Annotated in this window: 25 protein-coding genes and 1 riboswitch; of the genes, 10 read left to right on the plus strand and 15 right to left on the minus strand. The window is 60.4% G+C overall.

The window, feature by feature from the left end; all coding sequences use genetic code 11:
• Nucleotides 1–96: 96 nt before the first annotated feature.
• The 3 genes from glgB to MMW58_RS14875 form a co-directional block, all read right to left on the minus strand.
• Nucleotides 97–2289, minus strand: a complete 2193-nt coding sequence (gene glgB, locus MMW58_RS14865; protein WP_133599784.1) for a 1,4-alpha-glucan branching enzyme — start codon at nucleotides 2287–2289, stop codon at nucleotides 97–99.
• A gap of 452 nt (nucleotides 2290–2741) precedes the next feature.
• Nucleotides 2742–4271, minus strand: a complete 1530-nt coding sequence (locus MMW58_RS14870) for an EAL domain-containing protein (protein WP_241721494.1) — start codon at nucleotides 4269–4271, stop codon at nucleotides 2742–2744.
• Nucleotides 4272–4470: 199 nt separating this feature from the next.
• Nucleotides 4471–5346: an AraC family transcriptional regulator gene (locus MMW58_RS14875; protein WP_241721495.1), complete on the minus strand. Its 876-nt coding sequence runs from the start codon at nucleotides 5344–5346 to the stop codon at nucleotides 4471–4473.
• Nucleotides 5347–5504: 158 nt separating this feature from the next.
• Between MMW58_RS14875 and MMW58_RS14880 the strand changes: the two genes are divergently transcribed.
• A complete protein-coding gene (locus tag MMW58_RS14880; RefSeq protein ID WP_241721496.1) occupies nucleotides 5505–6260 on the plus strand; it encodes an SDR family NAD(P)-dependent oxidoreductase in 756 nt (251 codons plus the stop codon).
• 29 nt (nucleotides 6261–6289) lie between these two features.
• Here MMW58_RS14880 and MMW58_RS14885 read toward each other — a convergent pair whose 3' ends face one another.
• Nucleotides 6290–6883, minus strand: a complete 594-nt coding sequence (locus MMW58_RS14885) for a TetR/AcrR family transcriptional regulator (RefSeq protein ID WP_241721497.1) — start codon at nucleotides 6881–6883, stop codon at nucleotides 6290–6292.
• Nucleotides 6884–6956: 73 nt separating this feature from the next.
• On the opposite strand from MMW58_RS14885, the gene bdcA reads away from it, so the two are divergent.
• From bdcA to MMW58_RS14900, 3 genes are all read left to right on the plus strand, one after another.
• Complete coding sequence (gene bdcA / locus MMW58_RS14890) at nucleotides 6957–7670, plus strand: SDR family oxidoreductase (RefSeq protein ID WP_133599789.1); 714 nt, start codon at nucleotides 6957–6959, stop codon at nucleotides 7668–7670.
• A 138-nt stretch (nucleotides 7671–7808) separates the two neighbouring features.
• Nucleotides 7809–8252: a type II RES/Xre toxin-antitoxin system antitoxin gene (gene parS, locus MMW58_RS14895; protein WP_045855354.1), complete on the plus strand. Its 444-nt coding sequence runs from the start codon at nucleotides 7809–7811 to the stop codon at nucleotides 8250–8252.
• A complete protein-coding gene (locus MMW58_RS14900) occupies nucleotides 8249–8710 on the plus strand; it encodes an RES family NAD+ phosphorylase (RefSeq protein WP_133599790.1) in 462 nt (153 codons plus the stop codon). Before parS ends, MMW58_RS14900 begins: the two co-directional genes overlap by 4 nt.
• A gap of 57 nt (nucleotides 8711–8767) precedes the next feature.
• Here MMW58_RS14900 and MMW58_RS14905 read toward each other — a convergent pair whose 3' ends face one another.
• The 3 genes from MMW58_RS14905 to MMW58_RS14915 all read right to left on the minus strand — a co-directional run bounded on the left by MMW58_RS14905 (nucleotide 8768) and on the right by MMW58_RS14915 (nucleotide 10452).
• The gene (locus MMW58_RS14905) at nucleotides 8768–9013 is read right to left on the minus strand and encodes a DUF2543 family protein (RefSeq protein WP_133599791.1); all 246 of its coding nucleotides are present in this window, start codon (nucleotides 9011–9013) and stop codon (nucleotides 8768–8770) included.
• 174 nt (nucleotides 9014–9187) lie between these two features.
• On the minus strand, nucleotides 9188–9679 hold the full coding sequence (locus MMW58_RS14910; protein ID WP_159237760.1) for a GNAT family N-acetyltransferase: 492 nt from the start codon (nucleotides 9677–9679) through the stop codon (nucleotides 9188–9190).
• 95 nt (nucleotides 9680–9774) lie between these two features.
• A complete protein-coding gene (locus tag MMW58_RS14915; protein ID WP_241721498.1) occupies nucleotides 9775–10452 on the minus strand; it encodes a transporter substrate-binding domain-containing protein in 678 nt (225 codons plus the stop codon).
• A 259-nt stretch (nucleotides 10453–10711) separates the two neighbouring features.
• A riboswitch (Fluoride riboswitch) is annotated at nucleotides 10712–10786 on the plus strand.
• Between the two features lie 40 nt (nucleotides 10787–10826).
• Here MMW58_RS14915 and MMW58_RS14920 point away from each other — a divergent pair.
• Nucleotides 10827–11771 (plus strand): DHHA2 domain-containing protein, encoded by a 945-nt coding sequence (locus MMW58_RS14920; RefSeq protein ID WP_241721499.1) that lies wholly within the window; start codon nucleotides 10827–10829, stop codon nucleotides 11769–11771.
• Between the two features lie 40 nt (nucleotides 11772–11811).
• On the opposite strand, the gene MMW58_RS14925 is transcribed toward MMW58_RS14920, so the two are convergent.
• From MMW58_RS14925 to MMW58_RS14950, 6 genes are all read right to left on the minus strand, one after another.
• Nucleotides 11812–13095, minus strand: a complete 1284-nt coding sequence (locus MMW58_RS14925) for a citrate synthase (RefSeq protein ID WP_133599795.1) — start codon at nucleotides 13093–13095, stop codon at nucleotides 11812–11814.
• A gap of 173 nt (nucleotides 13096–13268) precedes the next feature.
• Nucleotides 13269–13985: an ABC transporter ATP-binding protein gene (locus MMW58_RS14930; RefSeq protein WP_041145495.1), complete on the minus strand. Its 717-nt coding sequence runs from the start codon at nucleotides 13983–13985 to the stop codon at nucleotides 13269–13271.
• Nucleotides 13982–14857 carry an ABC transporter ATP-binding protein gene (locus MMW58_RS14935; RefSeq protein WP_133599796.1) on the minus strand — a complete coding sequence of 292 codons (876 nt, stop codon included), beginning with the start codon at nucleotides 14855–14857 and terminating at the stop codon, nucleotides 13982–13984. Before MMW58_RS14935 ends, MMW58_RS14930 begins: the two co-directional genes overlap by 4 nt.
• Nucleotides 14854–16140 carry a high-affinity branched-chain amino acid ABC transporter permease LivM gene (livM, locus tag MMW58_RS14940; RefSeq protein ID WP_133599797.1) on the minus strand — a complete coding sequence of 429 codons (1287 nt, stop codon included), beginning with the start codon at nucleotides 16138–16140 and terminating at the stop codon, nucleotides 14854–14856. The genes MMW58_RS14935 and livM overlap by 4 nt, the downstream gene beginning before the upstream one ends.
• A 10-nt stretch (nucleotides 16141–16150) precedes the next feature.
• Complete coding sequence (locus MMW58_RS14945) at nucleotides 16151–17065, minus strand: ABC transporter permease subunit (RefSeq protein ID WP_241721500.1); 915 nt, start codon at nucleotides 17063–17065, stop codon at nucleotides 16151–16153.
• A 107-nt stretch (nucleotides 17066–17172) separates the two neighbouring features.
• On the minus strand, nucleotides 17173–18231 hold the full coding sequence (locus tag MMW58_RS14950) for a branched-chain amino acid ABC transporter substrate-binding protein (RefSeq protein ID WP_181955413.1): 1059 nt from the start codon (nucleotides 18229–18231) through the stop codon (nucleotides 17173–17175).
• A 653-nt stretch (nucleotides 18232–18884) separates the two neighbouring features.
• Here MMW58_RS14950 and MMW58_RS14955 point away from each other — a divergent pair.
• The 5 genes from MMW58_RS14955 to MMW58_RS14975 all read left to right on the plus strand — a co-directional run bounded on the left by MMW58_RS14955 (nucleotide 18885) and on the right by MMW58_RS14975 (nucleotide 23403).
• Nucleotides 18885–20207: a glycoside hydrolase family 10-like protein gene (locus tag MMW58_RS14955; protein ID WP_133599800.1), complete on the plus strand. Its 1323-nt coding sequence runs from the start codon at nucleotides 18885–18887 to the stop codon at nucleotides 20205–20207.
• Nucleotides 20208–20397: 190 nt separating this feature from the next.
• Complete coding sequence (locus MMW58_RS14960) at nucleotides 20398–20970, plus strand: peroxiredoxin (RefSeq protein WP_041145490.1); 573 nt, start codon at nucleotides 20398–20400, stop codon at nucleotides 20968–20970.
• Nucleotides 20971–20985: 15 nt separating this feature from the next.
• Nucleotides 20986–22218: a protein-disulfide reductase DsbD family protein gene (locus MMW58_RS14965; RefSeq protein WP_241721501.1), complete on the plus strand. Its 1233-nt coding sequence runs from the start codon at nucleotides 20986–20988 to the stop codon at nucleotides 22216–22218.
• Between the two features lie 14 nt (nucleotides 22219–22232).
• Complete coding sequence (locus MMW58_RS14970; protein ID WP_159237755.1) at nucleotides 22233–22787, plus strand: sigma-70 family RNA polymerase sigma factor; 555 nt, start codon at nucleotides 22233–22235, stop codon at nucleotides 22785–22787.
• Nucleotides 22774–23403, plus strand: a complete 630-nt coding sequence (locus tag MMW58_RS14975) for an NrsF family protein (protein ID WP_159237754.1) — start codon at nucleotides 22774–22776, stop codon at nucleotides 23401–23403. Before MMW58_RS14970 ends, MMW58_RS14975 begins: the two co-directional genes overlap by 14 nt.
• On the opposite strand, the gene MMW58_RS14980 is transcribed toward MMW58_RS14975, so the two are convergent.
• Both MMW58_RS14980 and hipB read right to left on the minus strand, forming a co-directional pair.
• Nucleotides 23400–24719 carry a type II toxin-antitoxin system HipA family toxin gene (locus MMW58_RS14980; RefSeq protein ID WP_241721502.1) on the minus strand — a complete coding sequence of 440 codons (1320 nt, stop codon included), beginning with the start codon at nucleotides 24717–24719 and terminating at the stop codon, nucleotides 23400–23402. The genes MMW58_RS14975 and MMW58_RS14980 overlap by 4 nt on opposite strands.
• A complete protein-coding gene (hipB, locus tag MMW58_RS14985; protein ID WP_045855339.1) occupies nucleotides 24719–24991 on the minus strand; it encodes a type II toxin-antitoxin system antitoxin HipB in 273 nt (90 codons plus the stop codon). Before hipB ends, MMW58_RS14980 begins: the two co-directional genes overlap by 1 nt.
• Nucleotides 24992–25172 lie beyond the last annotated feature (181 nt).

The raw sequence follows: 25172 nt of genomic DNA on the forward strand, positions 1-25172 counted from the left end.
AGAAAATAATGAAGAAAAAGCATTCCTCTTCTGTAAATAAATGCAGAAGTGGTCTCCTCGGGTAATAACTGGATTGCGGTAAATCAGTGCTCTGTTTTATTCGCCGGCAGATTCCCGTACCAGCCAGACGGTTGCCAGCGGCGGCAGGGTAATCGACAGCGAGTGCTCGCGGCCGTGGCTGGCGATCGCCTCGCTTGCCACTACCCCGCCGTTGCCGGTATTGCTGCCGTGGTAGTGCATCGAGTCGGTATTCAGCTCCTCCCGCCAGCGCCCAGGCTGGTTAATCCCGAAGCGATAGCCGTGGCGCGGCACCGGCGTGAAGTTGCTGGCAACGATGATCTCATTCCCCGCCTTATCGCGACGGACGAAGACAAACACCGAGCGCTCGTGGTCGTCCACCACCAGCCATTCGAAGCCGTAGCGGTCAAAATCAAGCTCGTGCAGCGCCCTGTGACGACGATAGGTATGGTTCAGGTCGCGAACCAGACGCTGGACGCCGTGGTGCCAGTTATCGCCGCCTTCCAGCAGATGCCAGTCGAGGCTGGCGTCGTGGTTCCACTCCCGCCCCTGGGCAAACTCGTTGCCCATGAACAGCAGCTTTTTACCGGGGAAGGCAAACAGCCAGCCGTAGTAGGCGCGCAGGTTGGCAAACTTCTGCCACGCATCGCCGGGCATGCGGTCGAGGATCGACTTTTTGCCGTGGACCACTTCGTCGTGGGACAGCGGCAGAACGAAGTTCTCGGTGTAGTTGTAGAGCATGCCGAAGGTCATCTTGTCATGGTGATGACGGCGGTGAACCGGATCGAGCTTCATATAGTCGAGGGTGTCGTGCATCCAGCCGAGGTTCCATTTGAACCAGAAGCCGAGCCCGCCCGTCGAGGCGGGACGCGACACGCCGGCAAAGTCGGTGGACTCTTCCGCCATGGTGACCGCGCCGGGAGTCTGCTCGCCGAGCACGCGGTTGGTGTTACGCAGGAACTCAATCGCTTCCAGGTTTTCCCGCCCGCCGTACTCATTCGGCACCCACTCGCCCTCTTTACGGCTGTAGTCGCGGTAGATCATCGACGCCACCGCATCGACGCGCAGGGCGTCAATGCCGAAGCGCTCAATCCAGTACAGCGCGTTGCCCACGAGGAAGTTGCTGACCTCCCGGCGGCCGTAGTTGTAGATCAGGGTATTCCAGTCCTGGTGATAGCCTTCGCGCGGGTCGCTGTGTTCGTACAGCGAGGTCCCGTCAAACGCCGCGAGGGCAAAATCATCGGAGGGAAAATGCCCCGGCACCCAGTCGAGGATCACGTTGAGGCCCGCGGCGTGCGCGGCGTGAATGAAGTAGCGGAAGTCTTCGCGGGTGCCAAAGCGTCGGGTCGGCGCGTACAGCCCGGTGGGCTGGTAGCCCCAGCTGCCGTCAAACGGATGCTCGTTCACCGGCAGCAGCTCCAGATGGGTAAAGCCCATCCATTTGGCATAGGGCACCAGCTGGTCCGCCAGCTCGCGATAGCTCAGCCAGAAGTTGTTATCGGTGTGGCGACGCCAGGAGCCCAGGTGAACCTCATAAATCGAAATCGGCGCATCGAACTGGTTCGCCTGCTTGCGCGCCGGCGGCTGGTTAATTTTTTCCGGCAGGCCGCAGATCAGCGAGGCGGTGTCCGGGCGCATCTGCGCTTCAAAGGCGTAAGGGTCGGACTTCACCCGCAGGTGGCCGTGCGCGTCGATCATCTCAAACTTATACAGCTGGCCGTTCTGCGCGCCGGGGACAAACAGCTCCCAAATCCCCGACTCTTTGCGCAGGCGCATCGGGTGGCGGCGGCCGTCCCAGTAGTTGAACTGGCCGACCACGGAAACCCGGCGGGCGTTCGGCGCCCACACCGAGAAGCGCGTGCCGGTGATGCCGTCCATCGTATCGGCGTGGGCGCCGAGGGTTTCGTACGGCCGCAGGTGGGTACCTTCGGAGAGCAGCCAGACGTCCAGGTCCTGCAGCAGCGGGCCAAAGCGGTAAGGGTCATCAATCAGATTGAGCTGACCATGCCAGGTGACGGCCAGCTGATAGCGAAAAGCATTTTTTCGACGCGGCAGAACGCCGCTAAAGAAACCGCGCGAGTCGAGGCATTCGAGCCTGCCGACTTTGCGTCCGGTTTTCGGTTCAATGACCCACACGTCGGTGGCATCGGGTAACAACGCGCGTACTTCCAGCCCGGCATCGGTGGCGTGCATGCCGAGCACGGAGAATGGATCGGAACAATGGCCTGCGAGAAGTGCTGAAATCACACTTTTTTCATTATAATCAGACATGTCAGTCACCCTACTATCATCCCGCGGAAAGAAATAAACATCTCTTTCTGCTTTATTGACCCGGTAATATTCCGCTGCAACGTGCGCATTGAAATATCAACCCGTTATTCCAGAGCCTTAAGACATGTCGGTGGTCCACAAATATAGAGTAATTAACCTCCTGAGAAGCAATTAAATGTGCCGTACGTATTTTGTATTAGCTATCTTCAGAATAATTAATTCTGATTTCCTTTCTGTGAGTAAACACGCATTTCTATATTCGCAGGAAAGCAAGCAATGATATTATTATGCGCATCACATTAACGAACGGCGCTGCTCGCAAGGACAGGATACGTCTACGGTTGAGGGGGCAGCCGGCCCCGGCGGGTATCAGACCTTTCTCAGTCGGTTAAATTTTGAGCAAAACTCATCGTTGAGATCGCGGGCGGCATAAAATTCATGTGCTGCTTATCTTAGGCCCCGGCTTTCGCTGCAGCGCCTAATGCGCGGATATAGTCGTTTACCGGCACGGGTCGGGAAAAGTAGTACCCCTGAAATATCTCTATCCCCAGCGTCCGCAGAACCTGCAGCTGATTATTATCCTCGACTCCTTCCGCAATGATGCGGCAATTAAACCTCCGCGCCAGGCTCACCATGTTTTTAACCACCAGCGCCGAGGCCTCGTTCGTCCCGACGTTGGACGTGAAGACCTTGTCCACCTTAATGAACTCCGGCTGAAACTGCTGCAGGTAGCTGTAGTTCGCGTAGCCGGTACCAAAATCATCGAGGGAAAACTGCACCCCGAGCTGGCGGAGCTTGCCGGTCACCGCGTCGGTTTGCAGCGTGTTTTCAATCGATTCACGTTCTGTAATTTCGAGCACCACCCGCACGTCCGCGCCCTTGAGCTGCGACTGAAAGCGCGTACATAGCGCCACGATGTCATCATCCTGGAAGTTGACGGCGCAGGCGTTAAAGCAGATATACAGCCCTTCCGGCAGCAGCGCCTGATGTTCACGCAGCTGGCGGATCACCTCGTTGAAGCAGATGGCCGTCACGCCTTTAATCAGGCCGGTTTGCTCGGCCACCGAGATGAATTTGTCCGGGGGAATAAAGCCAAGCTTTGGGTGCTCCCAGCGCACAAGCACCTCCCCGCCGACAATCCGCCCCTGCTCCCCCGCCACAATCGGCTGGATGTAGGGCTTCAGCTGTTTATGCTGTATCGCCTTGCGGAGCATAAACTCTAGCGTGCCGCGGTAGCCCAGATAGCTTCTGAATAGCCAGGTCAGCAGCATCGATACCACGAGAATGGCAATAAACAGGTTCTGCTCATAGTGGATAAACGTGGAGAGACCGGCGAGGCCGCCGCGGTCGGCAATAACGCTGTAGCGGAACTGCCCGGAGTCGAGCGCCACCGGGATGGCAATGTGCGCCGCGCTGCTGACCTGGCCGTTGCGGTCCAGGTAGCGGTCCCCCACCTGCAAATACAGGTGCGAGTCGCCGTCCAGCACCCGCAGGACGTTATACAGATAGTAGCCGTCAATACCGATAAGCGCGCTATTGCCGCTTCGGTCCTGCAGGGTGTAGACAATCAGCGATTTGGCAGGCGTGATTTGATTGCCGCCCATCAGAATCAGCGAACCGTCCGGATAGGCGGCCTGATTGAGGCTAAATGTCTTACCGCCAAAAACGGAGGTGCAGTAGATTTCATCCCCTTTTGCCATGCTCACCGTTCTGACGTCCGGAATGGTGGCCACAATGGTGCGCAGGCCCGTCAGGACTTCCTCACCGCAGCTTTCGCCCAGATATCCTCTGGCGCGTTCGGCCGCCAGCTCGGCGTGACCGAGCGTGACGTCGAGGCTGCTGATGGCCTGCTTCAGGCGGGAATGAATATCCTTATCCAGGGAGTGTTGCATCTGCAGATAGCACAGCGCGGTGCCCAGACTCATAACCAGCAGGAAAAACGCCAGCAGCAGAGGGCGATGGTATGCCGGAGGTCTTTTCATTAAGAGATTCCAGTAAAGGGTCTGAGCGGAAAGTGATTTTTTAATACCGGTACGCCTGAGGTAATGATAATTCAACGCATGAAAAATGCCCGCCCCCGCGAGCAAACGGAGTCACAACCGCTGATAAATCGTACGTTTCAGCCGAAAGCCAAAAGCATCACAGGCCTGGGCCTGCCCGCCCCCCGGTCGCGTTGAGCAATCAAACCTCCTTCGCTGCCCGCATATCACGCCCCGGGGGCGTGCCAAACATACGGGCATATTCACGCGTGAACTGCGGAATGCTGGCGTAGCCAACCGCATACGCCGCCTGGGCGATGCCCGTGCCGTCGGCCAGCATCAGGCGACGGGCGTGAATCAGCCGCAGCTGCTTCTGAAACTGGAGAGGCGACGTCGTGGTGATCGCCCGAAAGTGCTGATGGAACGCGGAAACGCTCATGCCCGCGGCGTCGGCGAGCTCTTCAACGCTTATCTGGCGCATAAAATCTTTACGCAAAATCGCGACCGCGCGGCTAATTCGTCCGGAATAGCTATCCGCCGCGCCGAGGGCGCGAATGGCGGCTCCATGTACGCTGCGCAGCAGCCAGTAATGCAGTTCGCGTCGTAATCCTTCTCCCAGAACGCTCATCGCCTCCCGCTGTTCAAACAGCCTGACCAGCCGATAGGCGGCGTCCGTAACCTCGGCACCGATCGGCTCAATCCCGACGCGGGGCGTTTCCCCCTGCTCTGTCGGCGCAGCGTCCTGAAGCTCACGCAGGATCGCGGTGTCCAGTTCCAGCACCAGGGAATAGTAGGGATGGCGCAGGCTGGCCTGGGTAATCTGGCTGGTCGTCGGGACATCGGCGGCAATAACCATGGCCTCGCCCGGCCCATACTCAAAGCTCCTGCTGCCGTTGGTCACGCGTTTACGCCCCTGCAGCAGCATCGCAATCAGGGGCCGGTTAATGGCCGCCTGTAGTTCGGCGGGACGTAAGGCCCGGATAATCGTCAGCCCCGGAACCGGCGTAACGGCAAGCCCGCTACGGTCGGCATGAGCGTCGGCATAACGGCGGCAGAGATCGAACAGAGCGGTACGCATAACATCCTTTCAGGCAAGTTTTTAAACGCCATTATGCGGTAAATCGCAGTGGAGTGAACGCCAAAAAGAGAAATGAGCAAAAAATAGCAAGGATCGGGCAAGTTGCCCCGGCGGGCAGATTCTATTGTAGGGGCACCACCAAACAGAGAGGACATATCATGACTAAAATCGCACTCATCACCGGCGCCAACCGCGGACTTGGCCGCAACGTCGCGCTCGCCATTGCGCAACAGGGAGGTGACGTTATCGTCGCCTACAGAGGGAACGCGGAACAGGCCAACGCGGTTGTGGCGGAGATCCACGCTCTCGGCCGTAAGGCGGTCGCGCTTCGGCTGGATATGGCGCAGACGGCGAGCTTCCCGGCCTTTGCCGACGCGCTGCGCGCGCAGCTTGCGGAGGTCTGGGGACGCGACACCTTCGATCGCCTGATTAACAATGCCGGCCACGGAGAGTATGCCGCGGTGACCGATACCAGCGAAGCGCAGTTTGACGGGCTGTTCAACGTGCACGTCAAAGGCGTCTTTTTCCTGGTTCAGGCGCTTTTGCCGCTGCTGGCCGACGGCGGGCGGATCGTCAATTTTTCATCCGGGCTGACCCGGGTGTCATATCCAGGATTTTCCGCCTACGCCGCGGCAAAAGCGGCGGTGGAAATGCTGAGCGTGTACATGGCGCGCGAGCTGGGTGGGCGCGGGATTACCGTCAATACCGTCGCGCCTGGCGCCATTGAAACCGATTTCGGCGGCGGGCTGGTGCGCGACAACGACGAAGTCAACGCCCAATTTGCCGCGATGACCGCACTCGGACGGGTCGGCGTCCCCGACGATATCGGGCCGATGATCGCCAGCCTGCTGCGGGACGATAACCGCTGGGTGACCGCACAGCGTATCGAGGTGTCGGGCGGGCAGACCATCTAGTTCCTTATTTCTCTCACCAGGGTCTGGCCTCAGCGAGGCAGCAGCTGTTCCAGCGCCAGACCCGCCAGGCGTACGGTTTCCTCAAGCCGCTCCGGACTATCCCCCGCCCGCGCTTTTGCCGAAAGGCCGACCATCAGGGTACTGACAAAGTCGGTCAGCCGCACGGCGTCCTGCGGATAGCGCCGGGCGATATAGGCCCGAATATTATCCTCCGCGGCGGTATGCAGCTCGCTCGCGGCCTCGCGTGCAGGCCGGTCGTTACAGTGGATCCCCTCCAGCACCAGGCATCCGGCGGCCGTCGGGTCGGCAACGTAGCGCCTTGCCGCCTCGTGCAGCACGGCCATCAGACACTGCGCCACCGGACGGTCATCGCGCAGAAGCTCCGCAAAGGGAATCGCCCCGATGTGGCTATAGCGATCCAGCACGCGGTTATACAGCCCGAGCTTGCTGCCAAACGCGGCGTAGAAGCTGGGAGGATTGATGCCGAACGCCTTTGTCAGGTCGGCCACGCTGACCGCGTCGTAGCCCCGGGAGTGAAAAAGCCGTTGCGCGACCTCAACGGCCTGCAGCGGATCGAACTGGCGGGGGCGCCCCGGGGTGCGAACCTGTTTTGTAGCACTCACTATATTACTCCTTGACAGCGTGATTTGCCGAAGCATATTGTAATCCTCACTACAATATCATGAGGAACGAATTATGGCAGCATCACAGCAGAAATCGGTACTGGTTTTAGGCGGAAGCCGCGGCATCGGCGCGGCTATCGTGCGGCGCTTTGCCGCAGACGGCGCCTCGGTTGTCTTTAGCTACGCCGGATCGGCGGAGGCGGCGGCTACCCTGGCGGCAGAAACCGGCAGCATCGCGGTGCAGGCGGACAGCGCCGACCGCGAGGCGGTGATCAAGCTGGTGCGCGACAGCGGGCCGCTGGATCTGCTGGTCGTCAACGCGGGTATCGTCCTCTTCGGCGATGCGCTGGAGCAGGACAGCGATGCCGTCGATCGTCTGTTCCGCATCAACATTCACACCCCCTACCATGCGGCTGTTGAGGCGGCGCGTAAAATGCCGGATGGCGGACGCATTATTGTTATCGGCTCGGTGAATGGCGATCGCATGCCCATCGCAGGAATGGCATCCTATGCCGTCAGCAAATCGGCGCTGCAGGGGCTGGCGCGCGGCTTAGCGCGTGATTTTGGCCCGCGCGGGATTACGGTCAACGTCGTTCAGCCCGGCCCTATCGACACCGACGCTAACCCGGAGGATGGCCCGATGAAGGAGCTGATGCACAGCTTTATGGCCATTAAACGGCACGGCCGTCCTGAAGAAGTGGCGGGCATGGTTGCCTGGCTGGCAGGCCCCGAGGCGTCCTTCGTCACCGGCGCCATGCACACCATCGACGGCGCGTTTGGCGCATAGGCCGATAAAGGCCACCGCGGGTGGCCTGTTCCCCTTCCCTGAGCGTTGTTGACGATCCCGGGCGCGAAATGTTGGGCGTCACCGCTGGCCGAACGCATTCCATATGGTATAATTTTTGTACCAAATGGGAGGTTTGCCATGAAAGTCTATTCCCCGACCGAGAGCGCAGAAAAAAATCTCAGCCCCTGGCACGCCATCGGCCTCGACGCCGAGGACGGCATTGCGCTGATGGGTAAAATTAGCCACGGGCTGGAAGGTTCCGTCGCCCGGCAAATTTCCGCGTGGGCGGAGATCACCCCTGCCGAACTGCGCAAAATGTCAGGTATTGCGAATACCACCTTTAACCGCAGCATTAAATCGCGCTTTTCCGCCGACCAAAGCGAGCGCCTGGTGCGCATTCTTCGCGTTATCGAGCGGGCGGTGGAGCTGTTCGAAGGCGATAAAGAGGCGGCGCAGAAGTGGATGAATGAACCCAACCGCGCGCTCGGCTGGAAAACGCCGGCCGAGGTGGTCTCTTCTGAAACCGGCGCGCTGGAGGTGATGCGCCTGATCACGCGCGTGGAGCACGGGGTTTATTCGTGATCCTCTACCGCCTGACTAAAACCCGCTTTCTGACGACCGCCTGGTCTGGTTTTGGCGCGAAAGAGGCCGGCGGCCGCTGGAACAGCGTTGGCACGGCGATGGTCTATTTGTCGGAAGCCGCCTCTCTGACCATGCTGGAAACGCTGGTGCACATCAATGCTCCGCAGCTGCTGGATGATTTCACGCTGCTGAGCATTGACGTACCGGACGACCAGGTGCTGACCGTCGATCCGCACTCACTTCCCGCGGACTGGGCCCGCGAGGATGCGCCAGCCCGGCTGGCGCGCTACGGTGACGAGTGGGCCGCGAGCGCGGCATCAGCGGCATTACGCGTACCGAGCGCCCTGTCGCCGGTGGAGTATAACTATCTATTCAATCCTCAACACCCTGCCGTTTTCGATCTGCTGGCAAGCGTAAAAAGGATCCCCTTCCGCTTTGATACTCGTCTTAAGGCGTAATAAACCGCATCCCGCAGTCGCTCCCGCGCTAGACATTACAGACATCACAGAGAGCGGCTACTCGTTGCCCCATTGATTGAGAAATTCCGCAATATCATCGATCCGCGACTCCGCTACCCCGGCCTCGGCGGCCAGCTCTTTCTGCGCGTCTTCGCCGATCTCTTCGTTAGCCATCAGGCGAGTAATCAGCGCCTGGAAATAGGCGGCAAGCGAATCGCGTTCGGACTCGCTGACCGGTTTAGCTGATTCAGTCGCATACTCATCCACGATGTCATAAAACTTCAGCGGTATTTCATTGGTCATTACGTCTTTCCTCATGGGTTGATATTGATTGACTGAACGCCCGACGCGTAAGCCGGCCTCTTTTACCCGGCGCAGGCTTACGCCCCGTCGGACGATTCTACCCTATAATTTAACGGCGCACGCCCTTCTCTCTGCGCATCAGCCGCAATGTTAACCGCCGGGGGGCAATGGCGATTAAAGCGTAAGCATCATTTCATGCCACGCCATGCCGCCATGATCGGAGGCCGACGGCTTGATGTACTGAAAACCGAAGTGGGCGTAGAGATCGACGTGACGGTCCTTGCACATCAGATGAACGGTCTTCTTATTCATCGACCGCATCTGCGACAGAAATTCGCGCATCAGCAGAGACGAATAGCCCTTACCCTGGAAATCGGGGTGCACTACCACCGACATAATCACCACGTTGGGCGCCGCGGCATCGTGCCCGACCAGCTCCTTAAACTCCTCATCGGACATCACCACCTCCCAGGCACAGCCTGCGTTGATGAAGCCAACGATTTCACCCGCGATCTCCATGCACAGGAAGCCCTGCGGATATCGCGCGATGCGGGTCGTGATTTTTTCTAACGTCGCGGCTTCATCACCCTCATAAGAGGTGATTTCAATCGCGTAGCAGCGGCTGGCATCGGCGAGCGTCGCCTGGCGTAAAACGGGGGTAGTCATGACCTGAACCTCTTTATACTCATGTGGTTGCGAGCATAATACGCTGCAGGCGGCCGCTTTGCGCGGCATTCTCGATGTCGCAGAGTTATTCGGGCCTACTGTTCGGCCAGATGGCGGTCAATCATCCGCTGCGCCGAGCCGTCCTGCTGCCATTGCGTCAGCAGAGCGACCAGCCGTTGATAGGACCCGTCCCTGCTTCGAGGAACGCAAATCGCCTGGTTTATCTGAACGAAACTATCGGCCAGCACGCGAAAGCCTGGGTCCCCGGCGGCGGCGCGCTCGAGCGGCTGGCGGATGCCCGCGGCCATATCGCCTTCGCCGCTGATAAACGCATCGATGGCCGCCTGCGACGAGGCCAGACGGTTAAGCGTGGCGAAGCGCAGCTGCCGCGTCAGGTGCAGATCGTAAGCCGCGCCCTTGCCGACGTTAATCACCACGCCCTCCTTGTCCATTTCAGCAACGCTCTGCCACGGGCTCTGCGCCTTGACCAGCACGGTCCCCTGAATAGTGATATAGGGCTGGGTGAAGCGCAGCGTCTCTTCGCGCGCAGGATCGATCGCCAGAAAGGCAATATCCCAGATATCATTTTGCGCATCGTCCACCACCTTGCCCGCCGCCGGATAGGTAACAAACTGCGGCGTCGCGCCCAGCTCTGCCGCAATACGCCCGGCAATCTCCGGCGTAATCCCACCCGGCTGCCCGTCGGCAAGGTTTTTTGCCAGAACGGCGTTGCCGAGGTTAATCGCGAAACGTAGGGGTTTGGCGGCGCTCATGTCGTATCTCCCTGAAGCGATAATATTGAAGGGCTGAATTTCACCGGCTACCCGGCCTGAAGCGCGAAGTCCGGCCATCACGCAGCGGCAGCCGGCGAGGCTGAATACGCTTAGTGCCCCCAAAATATAGCGTTATTTGCGCTCGCCGTGCAGAGCCGCAGTCCGGCTATTTCGCCTAAAAAGCGCGGATCGGCGTGCTGGATCGCTTCCGATTCATCATCGCCGGTGATTGATTTCTCTTTGCGCCTCGGATAAGGTTTGCCGACAAGGTGATGGTGTTCCACCTTTCCCAACCGCCGGGGCTGTCGAACCGGATGATGACGCCTGATATACAATCATTTCTGTTCCCCACGGGACGTATGTCAGGAGCTGCTATGCACAATCAAACCGCTTTTTCCGTACCGCCTTCGATTATTCACGTCTTTGGTCATCGCAATCCCGATAGCGACACGATCTGCAGCGCGCTGGTTGTCGCCGACTGGCTCAACTATACCGCCAGGCCGGCGCGCCCTTTCCGCCTGGGAGAATTAACCCCGGAAACGCGCTATATCCTGCAGTCAGCGGGAGTCGCGCCGCCGGATTTACTCCACGACAATCTGACCGATAAAAAGGTGTGGCTGGTTGACTTCACCGACGTTGAGCAAGGTCCGCTAACGCTCCCCGACAGCGATGTGATCGGTATTATCGACCACCATCGCGTGGGAACCCTGGTGACCAAAAATCCGCCGGACGTTTGGATCCGCGCGGTAGGTTGCTGCGCGACGGTTATTCTCACCATCCTGACCACGGAGAGCCCGATGCCGCTCAGCGCGGCCCAGGCCACCCTGCTGCTGGGGGCCATACTCAGCGATACGGTTGCCCTCAGCGGCCCCACCACCACGGCGCGGGACCGCGAGGCGGCGGCGATTTTGCGCGACATTGCCGGCGTGGATTACGACGCCTTCGTCGCCGGGCTGCTGGCGGCGAAGACCTCTCTGGCGGGCCAGTCCGCCGCGCAGCTGCTTCATCGCGATGCAAAAAATTACCGGATCCACGGCGTCTCTCTGCTGCTCGCGCAGATTGAGGTGCGTGATATGGCGGATATCAGCCCGCATTTACCCGGGCTGAAGCAGGAGATGGAGCGCGCCAGGCTCGATCTGGGGCTGGAGATGGTTGTGCTGATGCTAACCGACATTACCCATCCCCACTCCGTCCTCTACTTCACGCCCAACAGCCTTATCCCCAGCCAGCAGGTGTCCCTCCCGGGCATGACCAGCAGAAAAAAGGAGATTCTGCCCTGGCTGACCGAGCGCCTGGCCGCAGCGGATGAGCGATCGTAATATTTAACGGACGCCGCCCCGCTCAGGAGGCGGCGTGGGATTATGCCTCGCGGCGGGAGACGTAATCTCGCGGGGCTTCGCCGGTGTAGATCTGCCGTGGGCGATAGATATTCAGCGGCGCTTCGTGCATCTCATTCCAGTGGGCCACCCAGCCCAGCGTGCGGCCAACGGCGGTCACCACCACAAACATTGATGAAGGTAGCTTCATCGCCTTCAGGATCACCGCCGTATAGAAGTCGACGCTGGGCGACAGGCCGTTTTCAACAAAATAGGGGTCGGTCAACGCCACCTCTTCAAGGGCCATCGCCACCTGCAGCAGCCGATCCGACATTCCCAGCTCGGCAAGCACCCGGTGACAGGTATCGCGCAGGATCGCGGCGCGCGGGTCCAGGTGACGGTAGCGCGAGTTACCGAAGCCGAGGCGACGGAAGGCCTGCGGGTCGCGCTTCGCCTTACTCAGGAACAGGGGCACCTGATCCACGGTTTCAATCTCTTCCAGCATCCGCATGCTGGCTTCGTTGGCCCCGCCGTGCATCGGCCCCCACAGGGAGGCCAGTCCCGCCGCCACGCAGGCAAAGAGGTTCGCCCCCGAGGAGCCGGCGGCCCGCACCGTGGTGGTGGAGGCGCACTGGCCGTGATCGGCATGCAGCACCAGAATCTGGTTCATCGCTTCCTCAATGACCGGATTGACCACGTATTTCTCCGCCGGCACCGCAAACAGCATATGCAGGAAGTTCCCCGCATAGGAGAGATCGTTGCGCGGATAGGGCGCGGGCTGCTCGATGGCGTACTTATAGCTCATGGCCGCCAGCGTCGGCATTTTTGACAGCAGTCGCGTGGCCGCCAGGGCGCGGTGTTCAGGGTTTTCTACGTCCAGCACGTCATGGTAGAACGCCGCCAGCGCCCCGACCATCGCGCACATCAGGGCCATCGGATGGGAGTCGCGACGAAAGCCGCTGCACATCCGCGACATCTGTTCATGCACCAGCGTGTGGCGGGTAATGGTATTGCGGAAAGCCTGATAGCTGGCTTCATCCGGCGCCTCGCCCCGCAGCATGATATACGCCACCTCGAGGAACTCGCACTCCCGCGCCAGCTGCTCTACCGGGTAGCCGCGGTGCAGCAGCGTGCTGTTGTCAGTATCAATATAGGAGATAGCCGACCGGCAGCCGGCGGTATTGGTAAAACCTGGGTCGAAGCTGCAGAGCTCCGACTGATTGAGCGCGCGGATATCAATCCCCACGCGGCCCAGCGTCCCGGAGACCGTCTCCAGGGGAATAGGCTGTTGCCCGGCGAAAGAAAGCGTTAGCGGTTGAGTGGCCATCCTGTAAAGTTCCCCCTGTACAACAAACGAGTCATAAGCCTGAACCGATTCTTCAGGCGCAATCTTCAACATAGCCGCAGCGCGGCCGCTATTCTTTGATTTGAATAGCTAAAAGGGGTAATTATTACCGCTATCAATCAATAGCCGCCGCGGATCCGTGACAGCGTCACCGGTCAAACCATCCCCAGATAGGCGTTCCTCACCTCCGGATTGTCGAGCAGCTCCCTCCCGGTTCCGCTAAGCCGGATCTGGCCGTTGACCATCACGTACGCCCGGTCAGAGAGCTTCAGCGCGTGGTGGGCGTTTTGCTCCACCAGAAAGAGCGTCATTCCCTGCGCCGTCAGCTCGCGCAGGATCTGAAAGATTTGCTTCACCACCAGCGGCGCCAGGCCGAGGCTCGGCTCGTCGAGCAGCAGCAGCTTCGGCCGGCTCATCAGCGCCCGGGCAATCGCCAGCATCTGCTGCTCGCCGCCGGAAAGCGTCATCGCCCGCTGCGTTCGCCGCTCTTCAAGGCGGGGAAACAGCTGATACATGCGGCGCTTATCCTCTTCCTGATAGCGGCTGCCAATCGGGATGGTCCCCATCAGCAGGTTCTCTTCGACCGTCATATCCGCAAAAATCCGCCGCCCCTCCGGCGCCTGCGCGATGCCGTTGCCGGCGATAAAATGGGTGGATTTGCGGCTGATATCCTCCCCGCGATAGAGGATCTGCCCTTCGGCGATGCGCGGCTGACCAAAAATGGACATCAGCAGCGTGGATTTACCGGCGCCGTTGGCGCCGATCAGCGCCACCGTCTCGCCCTCATTGACCGTCAGCGAGACCTGGTTCAGCGCCTGAATCTGACCGTAAAAGACGTCCACCTGGCGAAACTCAAGCATTGGCTGACTCATACCGCAATCTCCTCTTCATCCGCGCCCAGATAAGCGGCGATAACGCTGATATTCGACTGGATCTCCTGCGGGGCGCCGCGGGCGATCACGTCCCCGCGGTCGAGGACGATAATATGATCGGAGATCTCCATCACCATCCCCATATCATGCTCGATCAGCAACACGGTGATGCCGTGATGCTGGCGCAGGAAGCGGATAATACGGCTCAGGGCGTGCGTCTCCGCAGGGTTCAGCCCCGCGGCGGGCTCATCCAGGCAGATCATCTCCGGGCCGGTGCACATGGCGCGGGCAATCTCCAGCCGCCGCTGCTGGCCGTAGGAGAGCGTGCCGGCCAGCCGGTTGGCGCAGTCCACCAGGTCCACCACCTCCAGCCAGTAGAAGGCGCGGTCGAGGGCCTGATTTTCGGCCCGACGATAGCCGCGGGTGTTGAGGATGCCGGCCAGCAGATTACGGTTTACCTGCATATGCTGGGCCACCAGCAGATTTTCGATAACCGACATCTCGCGAAACAGGCGGATATTCTGGAAGGTCCGCGCCAGCCCGGCCCGGTTCACCAGATGCGTGCCGCCGAACATCTTGTAGTAGATCCTCGACCCCAGACGCGCCGGGTGCAGAAAATCATCGGGACGTATTTTTTGCCCGAGGACCTGAATCACGTCGGTCATCGCCGCGCGGGCGTTGAGCACAATCGCCCCGCCCGTGGCGCGATAAAACCCGGTCAGGCAGTTGAATACCGTAGTTTTCCCCGCGCCGTTCGGGCCGATCAGCGCGGTTATCGATCCCCTTTCCACGTCGAGATTGACGTCGTTAAGCGCCTTGATACCGCCAAAATGCATCATCAGATGCTCTACCCGCAGAATGCTGTCGCTCATGGTGCCACTCCCTTGCGCACGGTAACCCCCATGCGGCTGGTGCGCACCAGCCCGCGCGGCCGCCAGATCATCATCAGTACCATCAGCACGCCAAACAGCAGGACCCGATACTCATCGAAGCCGCGCAGCAGCTCGGGCGCAACGGTCAGCACAAAGGCCGCCAGCACCACCCCCAGCGTCGACCCCATGCCGCCCAGAACCACAATCGCCAGAATCAGCGCGGATTCAAAAAAGGTGAACGACGTCGGGTTAACAAACCCCTGGTAGGTGGCGAAAAAGACCCCGGCAATACCGGCGGTCGACGCGCCGAGCATAAAGGCCGAAAGCTTCACCAGCACGTGGTTGAGCCCCATCGCGCGGCAGGCAATTTCGTCCTCGCGCAGCGCTTCCCACGCGCGGCCGATAGGCATCCGCGTTAGGCGATGTTTGATAAACAGCACCAGCACCACCACCAGGCACAGCACGCCATAGATAAAGATAAACTTGAGGTTGGGGTTGTAGCTAAGGTGGAGAAACTCATGGATTGGCACCCCGCCGTCCTTCGCCCGGCGCCCGAACTCCAGCCCGAACAGCGTCGGCGCCGGCACGGAAATGCCGTTCGGCCCGCCGGTAAAGCTGACCCAGTTGTTCAGCACCAGGCGAATAATTTCGCCGAATCCGAGGGTGACGATCGCCAGATAGTCCCCGTGCATGCGCAGTACCGGAAAGCCGAGCAGCGCCCCCGCCAGCGCCGCCATGACCGCCCCCAGCGGCAGCATCGCCCAGAACCCGAGCCCCAGATACTGGTAGCCCAGCGCCAGGCCATAGGCGCCAATGGCATAGAACGCCACGTAGCCCAAATCAAGCAGCCCGGCGAGCCCCACCACGATATTCAGCCCGAGCCCGAGCAGCACGTAAATCAGCCCGAGAATGGCCACCGTCAGCAGATACTTAGTGGCGATAGCCGGAAAGATGAGCGCCGCCAGCAGCAGCAGCGGCACAACCCAGCGCAGCCGCGAGCGGTAGCCGACCGGACGAACGTACACGCCGTCATCGGCCCCTTCAAAACGGGCGATAAATTTGCGTCCGCTGCGGCTTTGCAGCAGCAGGCTCAGCAGCAGCCTCCCCGCCATCACCACCGCGACGATGACCGCCACCCGCCGGGTAGAGAGTTCAAAACTGTAGCCTTTCAGCACAATGCCGACGATCGGTCCAAACACTATCAGCGCACACAGCCCAGCCAGCACGCTATCAATCAGGCTTTTTTTAATATCCAGCCCTTGCCTGCGCGATACTTCACCCATGTTTTACCCCTTAAACCTTTGCGACCATCGGACGACCCAGCAGCCCCTGAGGGCGAAAAATCAAAATTGCCACCAGCAGAGCGAAGGAAAACACGTCTTTGTAATCAGAGTTCACCATCCCGGCAAACTGGGCCTCAGCCACCCCCAGCAGCAGGCCGCCGAGCATCGCGCCCGGCAGGGAGCCAATCCCGCCCAGCACCGCGGCGGTAAAGGCCTTAATGCCAATAATGAAGCCGATATAAAAATCGAAGGTGCCGTAATTCATCGTCACCAGCACCCCGGCCAGCCCGGCCATCGCGGCGCCGATCATAAAGACCAGCGAGATAACCCGGTCGGTATTAATGCCGAGGATCGCGGCCATGCGCCGATCCTGCTGCGTAGCGCGGCAGACGCGCCCCAGCCGGGTATGGTTAATGACCCACGAGAGGATCAGCATCCCCACCAGCGCGGCAACGAGAATAAATATTTTGGTCCACGTAATTTGCACCACGCCGTCGCCAACCTCGAAGCGCAGCACCCCCGTCAGCAGGGTCGGGATCCCCTGCTGGTTCGGCCCCTGGCTGATTTGCACATAGTTCTGCAGGATAAGCGACATGCCGATTGCCGAGATGAGCGGCGCCAGACGGGTTGAATTGCGCAGCGGCCGATAGGCGATACGCTCGATAGTCCAGCCGTAGACGCCGGTCACCACGATGGTGAACACCAGGGTGCCGAAGATCAGCAGCGGAAAGGAGTGAATGCCGAACCAGGAGAGCAGCGCCAGGCCGATGGCGCAAAGGTAGGCGGAAACCATATAGACTTCGCCGTGGGCGAAGTTAATCATCCCGATAATGCCGTAAACCATGGTGTAGCCGATGGCAATTAATCCGTAAACGGCTCCCAGCGTCAGCCCATTAATCAGTTGTTGCAGAAAAAACGCTTCCATAGAAACCATCCTGCCAGTAAGCAGGCAGCGACCGGCAGGCTCCCGCCGTGCGCTGCCTTCAGTAGTACGACGCCCTTTTTTATAGGGACAAAGAGTTCAGCAAACGGCTACAGCTGGTGATACTTGCCCTTATCATCCCAGGCGTAGACCACATAATCCGACACCTTCAGGTCGCCTTTACCGTCCCAGGCCTTTTTGCCCATCACCGTGTCAACGCTATGGCTTTTCAGCCACTCGCTGGCCTTGGTATTGTCGGCGCCCACCGCGTTATAGGCCGCGGCGATAGCCTGGATAGACGCGTAGGCGTACAGGGTATAGCCTTCCGGTTCGAAGCCGCTGGCGCGGAACTTCTCAATCACCGTTTTGCCCTCAGGAATGGTGCGCGGATCCTTACCAAACGTCATCAGCACGCCGTTGGTGAACTGCGGGCCGCCGGCGGTGGTTACCAGCTCTTCGGTCACGATGCAGTCGCCGGAGAAGAATTTCGCCTGCAGCCCCTGCTCCCGCATCTGCCGCACCAGCGGACCGGCCTCCGGATGACAGCCGCCGAAATAGACCACGTCAGGCTTCAGCGCGCCAATTTTGGTCACCAGGGCGTTGAAGTCCTTCTCACCGCGAGACAGCCCTTCGTACAGCACCTCTTTGGTGCCGCGTTTGGCCAGCGCCGCGCGGGTGGCGTCGGCGAGCCCCTGACCGTAGGTATCCTTATCGTGAATGACGGCAATTTTCTTCGCCTTCAGCACGTCCAGCATGTAGTCCGCGGCAATCGCCCCCTGCTGATCGTCGCGTCCGCACATGCGGAACATATCCTTCATTCCGCGCTCGGTGATCAGCGGATTAGTTGACCCCGGCGTAATCGTCAGGATCCCCGCCTCGTCGTACACTTCGGATGCCGGCATCGTCGATGATGAGCAGAAGTGTCCGACAACCGCGGAAACCCCCGACTCATCAACCAGGCGGTTGGCTACCGCTACCGCCTGCTTCGGTTCGCAGGCATCATCCCCCTGCACCAGCACAATTTTTTCACCCTTAATTCCTCCCGCCGCGTTAATGTCTGCTACCGCCTGCGACGCCCCTTTCCAGTACTGGGCGCCATAGGAGGCATTGGGTCCGGTGAACGGCCCGGCAACGCCAATCTTCACATCCGCCTGTGCGTAAAATGCCACGCTCATACAACCTGCAATCGCAAAATGAAGAGTCAACTTTTTAAGTTTCAGAGACATTCAGATATTCCTCAGCGATTTATAACCTGGCGCCATTAAATGACGCGGAAAATATCACTTACCGTTTTGTTTGCCGAAGGCCGTTAACCAGCCGCAGCGGCTAAAGGTGGAAGAAGCAAAAACCCCGCCAGGAAGAAATGACATGACAGATCGCTTACTAATAGATGAGAGCAACGCGTAACAGCCGCGGTCACCGCCACCGACCAACGTGCATTTCAGGACAAGTCAGGAGATAGGTTGCCATCACGTGGCGAATTGAGGACTGCGGCATCCGTTCCGACCCGCGAGCTAAACATAGTTGTTCTTTGCAGGCGTTGCGCACCGGGCTGGTGCAAAAGTGCGAAAACGATCATGGGCGTGAAAAATTTTGTTGCAATATTGTGAACAAGATAGCAAGAGCGATCGTTTCGCCCCGCGGTTTCACTACGTAATGCAAAAAATAGATTACGCGTGCCCAAACCGCAGCCAATTTAACGCCGACCCAAAAAGCGAAAGGCCGACGCTGGCCCGGATAATTCCCTCCATAAAGAATTGACTTAACAACGCATAATACGAAAATGCTTCTTTTACGCGACCAACAGAATAAGCCCACGTCTATGATTATCCGCTCCCGTCGCTTTTTTATCGCTACCCTGGCCGCATCCGCCGCGGCGGTGGCGACCGCCTTTATCCTCGCCAGCTGCAGCAGCCAGCCGCCCCGTTCGCTGGTGACGCCGCTGCCGCCGGCGGTTAAGCAGGCGGCGCTGCCGAAAACGCACGAGCCGGTACGCGGCGTCTGGCTGACGACGGTCTCGCGCCTCGACTGGCCGCCGGTGGGATCGATCATTGCCAGCAGCCCGGAGAGCCGGATTAGCCAGCAGAAGGTGGCGCTGATTGCCAAGCTCGATAATCTGCAGCGCCTCGGGATTAACACCGTGTTCTTTCAGGTCAAACCCGACGGCACCGCGCTGTGGCCGTCAAAGATTTTGCCCTGGTCAGATATGCTGACCGGCGCCATTGGCGAAGATCCGGGCTACGATCCGCTGCAGTTTATGCTCGATGAAGCGCATAAGCGCGGGATGCGGGTTCACGCCTGGTTTAACCCCTATCGCGTGTCGGTGAACACCCGGCCGAAAACCGTCGCCGAGCTCAACCGCACGCAGTCGCAAAGCCCGGCCAGCGTCTTTGTCCTGCACCGCGACTGGATCCGCACCGCCAGCGACCGCTTTGTTCTCGACCCGGGTATTCCGGAGGCCCGCGACTGGATAACCCGTATCGTCGCCGAAGTCGTCGAGCACTACCCGGTCGACGGGGTGCAGTTTGACGACTATTTCTATACCGAAACGGCGGGCTCGGCCCTTAACGATAGTCAAACCTTTCGGCAGTATGGTCAGGGGTTTGCCAGCAAGGCGGACTGGCGCCGGCACAATACCCAGCAGCTGATTGAGCAGGTGTCGCGCACCATCAAGCAGATTAACCCCAGCGTAGAGTTTGGCGTCAGCCCGGCCGGCGTGTGGCGCAATCTTTCCCACGATCCCGCCGGCTCAGACACCCGCGGCGCGGCGGCCTACGATGAGTCCTACGCCGATACCCGCCGCTGGGTACAGCAGGGGCTGCTCGACTATATCGCGCCTCAGCTCTACTGGCCGTTTGCGCGCGACGCCGCCCGCTACGACGTACTCGCGAAATGGTGGGCGGAGGTCGTCAAGCCAACCCATACCCGGCTCTATATCGGCGTGGCGCTCTACAAAGTCGGCGAACCGTCAAAAAATGAGCCCGACTGGATGGTTAACGGCGGCGTGCCGGAGCTGAAAAAGCAGCTCGACCTCAACGATGCGATCCCCGAAATTCAGGGCACCATTCTGTTCCGCGAAAACAATCTCAACCAGCCCCAGACCCGCCAGGCCGTCAACTATCTGCAGAGCCGCTGGGGAAATTAACCTCTGCCGCCTGCGGAACCCGTTTCGCAGGCGCTTTCTCTTCACCTCCTCGGCCCCGCGCATGCGCGATGAGCCGGGCGCACTTTTTTTTTCACCTGCGCGCAACTTTTCCCTCCGCTGCGGCGAATTGAATAGCTGAGATGAATGAGTTTGGCCAAACCGGCACTCCCCCAAATCGCAGGAGCAGATAATGACACGCATCAAAAACCTCATCCGTACCCTGACCGTAACCGCCGCCCTCGGCCTCTCCGCCACCGCGTTCAGCGCCAGCGCGGCGCTGCCCGTGGGCGCGAAAGCCCCGGATTTTAAGCTGCAGGGCGCGCTCGCCGGCAAGCCGATGACCTTCTCCCTGCAGCAGGCGCTGCAAAAAGGGCCGGTGGTGCTCTATTTCTTCCCGGCGGCCTTTAGCGCCGGCTGCACCATTGAAGCCCATGACTTTGCTGAAGCCACCGACAGCTTCACTAAAATGGGGGCCACCGTGGTTGGCGTAACCGCGGGTAATACCGACCAGGTCAGCGACTTCTCTAAGCTGGAGTGCCGGGATAAGTTCGCCGTCGCGGCGGACCCGGGCGCTAAGGTCGCCGCCCAGTACCAGACGCTGATGGAGATGAAAGGTAAAACGCTCTCCGATCGCACTTCGTACGTGATTGCGCCGGATGGCAACATCCTGCTGAGTTACACTGATAGAAACCCGGATGCACATATCGAGAAGACGCTCGCTGCCGTTAAGCAGTACGATGCCTCTCATCCGCAAACCCATTAAGTAAAGAGGCCAGCGATGTTAACCGCGATGCTGGCCGCCTTTATTGGCGGCATCATTCTCAACTTTATGCCCTGCGTTTTTCCGGTGATCTCCCTGAAGGCGCTGGGGCTGCTGCGTCACTCTGATAACGCCGCCAGCGCCCGCCGTGAAGGCCTGGCGTTTTTGCTCGGCGTCGTTATCACCATGATGGCGCTGGCGGGCATTCTGCTGGCGATTCGCGCCGGCGGCACCGCCGTCGGCTGGGGCTTCCAGCTGCAGTCGCCGCTGGTGATCGCGCTGCTCTCCCTGACGATCCTCGGCGCGGCGCTCAATCTGCTTGGCGTCTTTGAGGTCGGGCTGACGGCGCAGCGCGTCGGCGGGCTGGATATCGGCCGCGGCGCGTTTATTCGCTCGGCGCTCACCGGCGCGCTGGCGATCGTCGTCGCCACCCCCTGCGCCGCGCCCTTTATGGCCAGCGCGATTGGCTACGCGCTGGTTCAGCCGCCGGCGGTGTCGTTAACCATCTTCCTCGCGCTGGCGTTCGGCTTCGCCGCGCCCTTTACCCTGGTGTCGCTCTTTCCGGCGCTGGCCAAAATACTGCCGCGCCCCGGCCCGTGGATGGATATCCTGAAACGCGCGCTCGCCTTTCCGATGTTTGGCGCCTGGGCCTGGCTGGTGTGGGTTCTGGCGCAGCAGGCCGGTAGCGCGGCGCTGGCCGCCCTGCTTGCCGCCTCGGTGGTGCTCAGCTTCGCCGCCTGGCTGTACGGCATTGCGCAGCGTCGCGCCTTCCAGGGCAAGGGACACAAGGCCCTGTTTGCGGTTACCGCCGCGCTGATTGTGGCGGTCATTGCGCCGCTGCCGGGGCTGGTTAAACCCGCCGCCTCCTCGCCGGATGCCGGGCAAACGGCGGAGGTATCGTCCCAGCGCTGGACGCCGCAAACCGTCGCCGCCCAGCGCGGTCACGGTAAGGCTATCTTTGTGAACTTTACCGCCTCCTGGTGTATTACCTGCCAGGTGAATGAGAAAACGTCGCTCTCCACCCAGGCGGTGAAAGAGGCGCTGGTAAAAACCGATACCCTCTATATGGTGGCGGACTCGACGAAATTTAATCCGGACGTCGACGATGCGCTCAACCAGTTCGGCCAGGGCGGGCTGCCGCTGTACGTGGTTTATCCGGCCGACGGCGGGCCGCCGAAGGTCCTGCCTCAGGTGCTGACGCCGGGGATTGTGGTCAATGCCCTGACCCAGGCCGCCGGCAAAAAAGCGTAATAACAAGGCGGACTATGCAAACAAACGATAGCGCGCGCGAAAGCTGGCCCGCGCTAATGGAGCAGGCCCAGGCGGGCGACAGGCTCGCCTATACCCGCCTGCTTAAGGCGCTGGTGCCGACGATCCGTTCGCAGGTGCGTAAACGGATCGCCGACGAGGCGCTGGTGGAAGACGTTATCCAGGATGTGCTGCTCAGCGTGCATCGGGTGCGTCACACCTACGATCCGGCCTTTCCCTTTCTGCCCTGGCTGCTGGCGATTATCTCGGCCCGCACCGTGGACGCGCTGCGGCGACGCGGGCGCTATCAGCACTGGGAAATTTCTGACGAGGCGCTGCCCGAGGCGGCAGCCGCCGACACGCCGCGCCAGGAGAGCCGGGAGGAGCTGGCGGGCTACCTGCGTCAGCTTCCCCTGCGCCAGCGTGAAATTGTCGAGCACGTTCATCTGCGCGAAATGAGCCTGGCGGAAGCGGCCACCCATAACAATCTCAGCGTGGCGGCGGTGAAATCGCTGCTGCATCGGGCGCTGAAAAACCTGCGCCGATTTGGAGCCCACCATGACCGATCATAATCTGCTTATTGAAAAACTCGGCCGCGAAATGCGCCCGGTCAAACGTCCGTGGCCGACCGGCTGGCGCGTTGCCGGCTGGCTGGCGGTGGCCCTGCCGTGCGCCTGTGCCGCCAGCCTGCTGGTACCGCGCGGCCTCACCGACTGGTCGCAGCCCGGCGCGCGGCTGGCGGTGGTGCAGCTGGTGCTGGCGTTTCTGCTCGGAACGTTAACCATTCGCCGCGCCTTTACCATGAGCATTGCCGGGCGCCGGAGCATCAGCTGGAAGGCCCTGCTGCCCATCGGCCTGATGTGGCTCGGCCTGAGCATCAGCAGCATTCCCGGCGACGCGCCGCCGCTGCACGATGACGACAGCGTCAGCTGCTTTACCTTTCTGCTGGTCGTCAGTACGCCGATGATGGTGCTGACGATCGCCAGCCTGCGGCGCACGCGGGCGCTCTATCCGGCGCGCAGCCTGGCGATGGCCGGACTCGGCGTCGCCAGCCTGGCGGTGAGCCTGCTGGCGTTTTGCCATCCGGTGCATCTGCACCTGCTCGATTTTGCGCTGCACCTGGCGGCGATCGTCACCATCGTCGCGCTGACGGTGATGGTTGGCAGGCGTTGGGTTAGCCTGAGCTAACCCGCTAGCCCGCTCTGCAGGCGGGCATGGTTTCTGAGGGTATGCGAGATAATGGCCTGGTAAACCGTCGGGGAAAAATCCTCCGGCAGCGAGGCGCTGACCGCATCGACCGCCCGCGGCAGGTTATCGGCAAAATAGCGCAGGATCTCCAGCATCTGCTGCTGCGCAAATCCCACCTCTTTTGCCGTGGCGAGGAAATGGCGCGGATAGATGGTCTGAATCTCCGTTTTCCGCCCTTTCGACGCTTTCAGGCTCATCGACAGCTTAAGGTCGCTGATATGCAAACCCGCGCCCCCCAGCACAGGAAACGCCGAGATAATGTCGTAGAACGGCGTCAGACGGTAGCTGCCGCCGGGCTGCAGGAAAATGGAAAAATTCTTCGCATGACCGTCGGTGGCGCCGATCAGCCATTGAAAAACGATGAACTTCATAAAATCGGCGCGATCCCTCAGCGCCTCGCTGGAGCCGAGCAGAAACGCCATGATGCTGGCGATCCCCGGCCCGCCGTCCGACTCGTACTTCATTGAGGAAGGAATGCCGAACGCCTGGCATAGATCCTCCTGCGGCAGGCGCAGCAGCCGCGTGTTTTCCTGCGCCCAGCGGCGGTCAAAGCGCTCAACGGCCAGCGCCCGGATGCTGCGGGTGGTGATAATTTCCGCATCCGGCACGGCAAAGCCCAGCGCCCGCGCGAGGGCCAGACAGAGATATTCGTTATCGACGCTTTCGCTGAGATCCAGCACCGCGTCCGGCTGCCGTATCTCGCCGATCGGCAGCTTAATAATATGCGTCGTCGGCGTTGTTGCCGTCGGTATGCACCAGCGGTCGTCCATCTTCAGCAGCGCCGTTTTCTCCTGGGCACCGGCGACCGATATTCTGAACGCCTCCTGGCCGTTAATCATGCCCAGCGGAATATCCGCACGGTAGGCCGTCAGCAGCGCGTCAAGCCGGGCGTCGTCGAGCGCTTCCCAGGTCAGGGCACCGGTGGCCGGAGCGGCGCCCTCGGGCAGAAGAGTGACCGCCCCGACGCTGTCGCGCCCCACCTCGGCCAGCAGATCGAAGGGCTGCTTCGAGCGGGCCTGATAGCGCTTAACAATGCGGTCACGCACCAGCGGACTGTCGGGCAGCAGGTTGTCGAAGTAGTTAAACACCGCATCCGAAGTGATGTTGCCGAACTGCAGCGGCAGCGACAGGGAGAGCGGGCGGGCGCGCGGGTTTTGCAGCCAGCGCGGGTCGTAGCGGAACTGATGCGCGCCGTTGGCCAGCTTGACCAGCTCCCCGACGCGTTCATTGTTCATCCACGTCACGAGCGTCGCCATTACCACTCCAGATCCCGTTGGCTATCCTGTTGCTCAGGACCCGACGTCGCGCCCTTTTCGCACACCACCATCGTCATTTCAAGAGATTGTAAAATCTTGAACAGCGTGGTGAGGGTGGTTTTGTCCGGATGGTTTTCGAAGTTCGAGATCGTCGCCTGCTTAATACCTATCCGGCGGGCCAGATCGCTTTGCGTCCACTGGTTTTTTTGCCGCACCAGCTTGATATGGTTTGCCAGCTGGGCCGGGCTGTAGATCGTCGGGGGCGTTATCATGGTCTTATCTATCCTCTTGTGGGGATAAGACCCTATTTATACCCTGGTGAGGATAATGTCAACTTTTAGCCGGGATATCCCCGTAAGGGGATAAATGTGTCAATATCCTCTGGTGGGGATAAGGCGTCCAATATCCCCTGTTGCGGATAATGAGTGCGGCCCGATCGCCGCGCTCGGCGAT

This window comes from Klebsiella sp. HC6, from assembly GCF_022605325.1.
Classification (GTDB): Bacteria; Pseudomonadota; Gammaproteobacteria; order Enterobacterales; family Enterobacteriaceae; genus Klebsiella; species Klebsiella terrigena.

Bases quoted from the DNA above. Each gene is read 5' to 3' on its own strand.
- glgB (WP_133599784.1), bottom strand. From the start codon at position 2,289: ATGTCTGATTATAATGAAAAAAGTGTGATTTCAGCACTTCTCGCAGGC.
- MMW58_RS14870 (WP_241721494.1), bottom strand. From the start codon at position 4,271: ATGAAAAGACCTCCGGCATACCATCGCCCTCTGCTGCTGGCGTTTTTC.
- MMW58_RS14875 (WP_241721495.1), bottom strand. From the start codon at position 5,346: ATGCGTACCGCTCTGTTCGATCTCTGCCGCCGTTATGCCGACGCTCAT.
- MMW58_RS14880 (WP_241721496.1), top strand. From the start codon at position 5,505: ATGACTAAAATCGCACTCATCACCGGCGCCAACCGCGGACTTGGCCGC.
- bdcA (WP_133599789.1), top strand. From the start codon at position 6,957: ATGGCAGCATCACAGCAGAAATCGGTACTGGTTTTAGGCGGAAGCCGC.
- parS (WP_045855354.1), top strand. From the start codon at position 7,809: ATGAAAGTCTATTCCCCGACCGAGAGCGCAGAAAAAAATCTCAGCCCC.
- MMW58_RS14905 (WP_133599791.1), bottom strand. From the start codon at position 9,013: ATGACCAATGAAATACCGCTGAAGTTTTATGACATCGTGGATGAGTAT.
- MMW58_RS14910 (WP_159237760.1), bottom strand. From the start codon at position 9,679: ATGACTACCCCCGTTTTACGCCAGGCGACGCTCGCCGATGCCAGCCGC.
- MMW58_RS14915 (WP_241721498.1), bottom strand. From the start codon at position 10,452: ATGAGCGCCGCCAAACCCCTACGTTTCGCGATTAACCTCGGCAACGCC.
- MMW58_RS14920 (WP_241721499.1), top strand. From the start codon at position 10,827: ATGCACAATCAAACCGCTTTTTCCGTACCGCCTTCGATTATTCACGTC.
- MMW58_RS14925 (WP_133599795.1), bottom strand. From the start codon at position 13,095: ATGGCCACTCAACCGCTAACGCTTTCTTTCGCCGGGCAACAGCCTATT.
- MMW58_RS14930 (WP_041145495.1), bottom strand. From the start codon at position 13,985: ATGAGTCAGCCAATGCTTGAGTTTCGCCAGGTGGACGTCTTTTACGGT.
- MMW58_RS14935 (WP_133599796.1), bottom strand. From the start codon at position 14,857: ATGAGCGACAGCATTCTGCGGGTAGAGCATCTGATGATGCATTTTGGC.
- livM (WP_133599797.1), bottom strand. From the start codon at position 16,140: ATGGGTGAAGTATCGCGCAGGCAAGGGCTGGATATTAAAAAAAGCCTG.
- MMW58_RS14945 (WP_241721500.1), bottom strand. From the start codon at position 17,065: ATGGAAGCGTTTTTTCTGCAACAACTGATTAATGGGCTGACGCTGGGA.
- MMW58_RS14955 (WP_133599800.1), top strand. From the start codon at position 18,885: ATGATTATCCGCTCCCGTCGCTTTTTTATCGCTACCCTGGCCGCATCC.
- MMW58_RS14960 (WP_041145490.1), top strand. From the start codon at position 20,398: ATGACACGCATCAAAAACCTCATCCGTACCCTGACCGTAACCGCCGCC.
- MMW58_RS14965 (WP_241721501.1), top strand. From the start codon at position 20,986: ATGTTAACCGCGATGCTGGCCGCCTTTATTGGCGGCATCATTCTCAAC.
- MMW58_RS14970 (WP_159237755.1), top strand. From the start codon at position 22,233: ATGCAAACAAACGATAGCGCGCGCGAAAGCTGGCCCGCGCTAATGGAG.
- MMW58_RS14975 (WP_159237754.1), top strand. From the start codon at position 22,774: ATGACCGATCATAATCTGCTTATTGAAAAACTCGGCCGCGAAATGCGC.
- MMW58_RS14980 (WP_241721502.1), bottom strand. From the start codon at position 24,719: ATGGCGACGCTCGTGACGTGGATGAACAATGAACGCGTCGGGGAGCTG.
- hipB (WP_045855339.1), bottom strand. From the start codon at position 24,991: ATGATAACGCCCCCGACGATCTACAGCCCGGCCCAGCTGGCAAACCAT.